Annotated in this window: 4 protein-coding genes; 1 reads left to right on the forward strand and 3 read right to left on the reverse strand. The window is 60.2% G+C overall.

Features of this window, described 5'->3' with window-relative positions; translation table 11 throughout:
• The first annotated feature begins 218 nt into the window (after positions 1-218).
• Complete coding sequence (locus ACIP9D_RS32790; protein ID WP_350877570.1) at positions 219-638, forward strand: hypothetical protein; 420 nt, start codon at positions 219-221, stop codon at positions 636-638.
• 680 nt (positions 639-1,318) lie between these two features.
• Here the strand turns inward: ACIP9D_RS32790 and ACIP9D_RS32795 are convergent.
• The 3 genes from ACIP9D_RS32795 to ACIP9D_RS32805 all read right to left on the reverse strand — a co-directional run bounded on the left by ACIP9D_RS32795 (position 1,319) and on the right by ACIP9D_RS32805 (position 3,298).
• Positions 1,319-1,786: a hypothetical protein gene (locus tag ACIP9D_RS32795; RefSeq protein ID WP_400451399.1), complete on the reverse strand. Its 468-nt coding sequence runs from the start codon at positions 1,784-1,786 to the stop codon at positions 1,319-1,321.
• On the reverse strand, positions 1,783-2,208 hold the full coding sequence (locus ACIP9D_RS32800) for a hypothetical protein (protein WP_350877565.1): 426 nt from the start codon (positions 2,206-2,208) through the stop codon (positions 1,783-1,785). The genes ACIP9D_RS32795 and ACIP9D_RS32800 overlap by 4 nt, the downstream gene beginning before the upstream one ends.
• A gap of 598 nt (positions 2,209-2,806) precedes the next feature.
• A complete protein-coding gene (locus ACIP9D_RS32805) occupies positions 2,807-3,298 on the reverse strand; it encodes a hypothetical protein (RefSeq protein WP_350877563.1) in 492 nt (163 codons plus the stop codon).
• Positions 3,299-3,824: the final 526 nt, after the last annotated feature.

Raw genomic sequence — 3,824 nt, forward strand, 5'->3', positions numbered from 1 at the left:
CGGCGCCGCAGACCTGCCACCAGCCGCGTTCGAAGCCCTCTACGATCCCACCAAACACCGGCTGACCCAGCCAGAAACCCAACCCATCTAGCCGCCACCAAACCCGGGGCAGTTCTGTCCGCATCTAGTACTCCAGCCCGGGATCGTTATGTAGACGATCTGCGATGGATAGGAGGGTTCCACGAGTAAGTGGGTTGAAGGTGTGGCAGGGTGATGGCATGTCTGGGCACCCGGAGGTGGCGCTGCTCGGCTTTGTCGAAGACGAGGTCGTGCCGGACACGGTGGCGGGGCTGAAGCAGTTGGTCGCTAAGTCGCTTCACGCGCGGGAGTGGGCTGGTGCGCCACCTGAGTTCGTCGACAGTGTCGACTCCGCCGGGGTGCACACGTGTGGCGTGGTCTTGTTGTTGACGGAGGTGCGTGGGTCTGAGGCGGTGACTGTGTCGGCCGAGTTGGACCGGCGCGAGTTGGCGGATGCCAAGGCTTTGGTCGATGCCTTGGCCGGGTTCTCTGGTCGTACGGGTCTGACTGTCGGTATCGAGTATGGGGGCGAATCGGTCGGGTGGATTGAGGCTGGTCGGCCTGACGAGGGGATCCGTGAGGGTCTGATCGGCGAGTGGGAGCGGCGGATCGCTGGTTGAGCCGCCTGACCTTATCGGCAAGGCGGGCGTGTAGCCGCTACTTGATGTCCGCTGGGTCGTTCGCCGTGGTGGCTGGCAAGAGACGGCCACCGCGTGATCACGGATGGCTTGTGGAGACAACCGATGATTGCGCGGTGACCGCTGCGACAGCGTAGCGGTCGCGGACTTGTTGGAGACGTTCGAGGTCGGGTTCGCCTACATCGCCGACCGGTTCAGTCGAGTGGAGCCGCGGCGGCGGCAGGCACGGGCGTTCCTACTCGGTTTGCTGTCCGATGTGGCATCAGATCCTGTAGGCAGTTGGCCGAGCAGGCCGGAGACCGGTCACCGCAGCGGATGCAGCGACCGCTGGGCGAAGCAGTGTGGAACGCCGGCGCGGTACGCGACGGCGTGCGCCGGTACACGGTCGACGAGCTGGGCGATCCGAACGCGGTACTGGTCATGATGACACCGGCGAGTGATCAAAGCGCCCAGAAGGAGTGCGTGAGAGGGTCTAGGGCTTGGTCTTTGTCGCGTGATTCCAATCGATCCTCCACGATGGTCGCTGCCCCTCGGGTTTCACCGGCGCCCAGTGGCCCGCTCCCCATCCCGGCGGGTCGATGGCCGCCGGGATGGGGAGCGGACGGGGCGCTGTTGCGACTACCGCCGTTGCAGCAACAGCAGGGCCCGCCATCTTCGTCTGTTCAGGTGGTGATCTCCCCGGTGGTCAAGGTGACCGAACCACTCAGCGAGCTGATCTGCATCCATCCCTTGAACCGATCCGAAGAGGAGTAGTCAGGGTAGGTAATTGCATAAAAGTCGCTGGAAAGCGTGAGCGGCCTCGTACCGAAGGCGAGCTCCTTCTGGCTGCGGAGGATGCTGACACCATTGCGGTAGATCTGAATAGTGATGGTCGCTCTGACCGGTTCGTTGAAAAGCCCGCTACCGGTCGGACAGACGAAGCCGCCATAGACTTCCACCTTACCGTAAGTGGTGACGTCACTAACGGTGACGTTAGCATCGCACCTACGAGACTGATCGAAGTCCTTCTTGCTCGCAACAGAAGAAGCCGCAGAAGCGGGGTTGGCGAATGACAGAAGTCCCAGTGTTATTGCCGCTGCGGCAGCTGTGAAGTTCGTCAACTTCCTGAAGTGCCTCGTATGCCTGCTCATGAAGGAATTACTCCCGTCGAGATGATCGTTGAGGCGAATCCTGGACGGAACAAGGTGAGGGTTGCTTGCCAATTCTGCGTACCGGCATCGTCGGCAACGGTTGCGTTGACTGAGTCAGAGGAGACGCTGCCGTTGATAGACTTCTGCACCTCCTTAACCTTGACGCCGTTCCTCGTGATCTTGATCGTCATTTCCCCAGCCCAGGTGGATCCTGTGGGGCAACGGTAGCCGCCCCAGGATTCGATCTTGCCAGGGGAGCCGATAAGTGCGTCATCGATCGTAACGTTCGCGTCGCACGAGTTAAAGAAGTTGTCTTTAAACCCAATCGAGTGCAATGCGAGTGCAGGCGAGCTAGCCACCAGAATCAGGGCCGTTGATACTGCTGTGCAAAGCAACATTCTTGATGCTGTCCGCGTTGCCATAACGCCTCCCCTTCTTGTTCGGCCACAAATCTAAATCGCGTTCCTTCCGGATCGAGAACGCGTTAGTTCTAACCCTCGATCGATTGCCAGCCAGCGCGCCCCGAGTAGAAACGAACTGCCTGTGCGACGTTGATAATTTGCCAGGTGAATGACTTCCAAGATCCCTCAACCCCGCACGCGGCGCCTTGAGAAAACGCTGAGATAAGACGCGTCGACATGTCTCCTGTGGAACCAGCCTGTGCGAAGTGTGTCGGGCGTCTCGGCGGACGTTAGCCAGGAGTTCAAACTCGCGGTCCTGACCGATACGAGCACCCCCTGGAGAAAAGGCAACATCTGCCCCACTACACGCGGCCCGTCGCCTTCTTGGCCCAGCATGACCGAAACTCTCGCGTCGAGATGGTGCTGGTCGCCGATCCGGACGCCGCGGCGATCGGTCAACTGGTCGAGAAATCGGGATGGCTCAGCTTACGTGCAGCGCTCACGGCCTTTGTCTGTACAGGTCCAGAGCTTGTTGAATCGACCACGAGCATTGCTCGATGATGGATGTTCAGGAGTAGTGAAACCTCCACAGGGCGAAGGTTCACTACTCCCGATCAAACTATGAGATCTTCACCGTCGGCCCAAATAGGTCGTAGTAAAGGTCATCGTTTGCATAACCCTGTACGTTATCGCCGGCACTTGCGACCTGCGTCGGTGCGAAACATACCACTCTCACGCCCGCAGTGAGATAGCCATCACATTGCCGCCACCACAGAAAATCCCGATTCTTGACATTTTGAACGAACGCTAGGCGCCTGTTGGAGAGCCTGGGCATGAGGATCAATGCAGCCTGGTAGGAGTTGCCGCTAACGATAGTGCACGCCTGCTCGATGTAGGTGCTCTGATCCACCGTCTTGCTGCAGTGCCAGTTCGGCGTAAGGCCATGAAATGGATACCAGTTCACATATTCGTCGTAACGGGCATTGCCGGGATCGCCCGAAGCGCGCGTTGCTCCCGCCGAGGCGTTCGCCACTCCGACGCTGCCGACCGTTATGTTGAGCGTAGTTAGGATAGCGAGCGCGGCAATTCCGGTGCGTGCACGCAAATTCATTCAGGTGCCTCCACAGGTCGGGCTTTCACGGCGAAAGTTGTCATCGCCACAAAGCAACTTGGCGACGGCTCAGATGAATCAACTCGCGACTTTTGCTAACGACGGCAAATGGAAGTAACGCGCGTAAGCGACAGTGACTGAGCCACGAGGGGGGGCTCGCGGACGCAGTCGACCACTGCGCCGTCCGGTGCAGAGTCGGGTGCCAACGGAAGTCCGGGTTGCATATCCTGCCAGCGGGGGGCAACTCCGCCTGACAGCGTTCGCGCTGCGGCCGCGAACCCGCCCCCTGCTTGTCGGGGCTGTTAATCGCCCGCCAATGGGCTTCACGCTGCCCATGCCAGTCGCGTTAGCATGCAAGCGAACTACCCCCAACGGTAGTGCGACCATTCGTCGGTACTCCGACCGGCCGGTCGGTCCGTGGGCCGACGGTAACATTCTGATGGCGCCATAACAAGAGCAATCTGCTCTGCGACCAGCGCGTGGAGCCGATCCCTGCGGACATTCGCCCAAGTGATGCCCAGCGGCG

The organism is Micromonospora sp. NPDC093243 (assembly GCF_044753725.1).
GTDB lineage: Bacteria > Actinomycetota > Actinomycetes > Mycobacteriales > Micromonosporaceae > Micromonospora.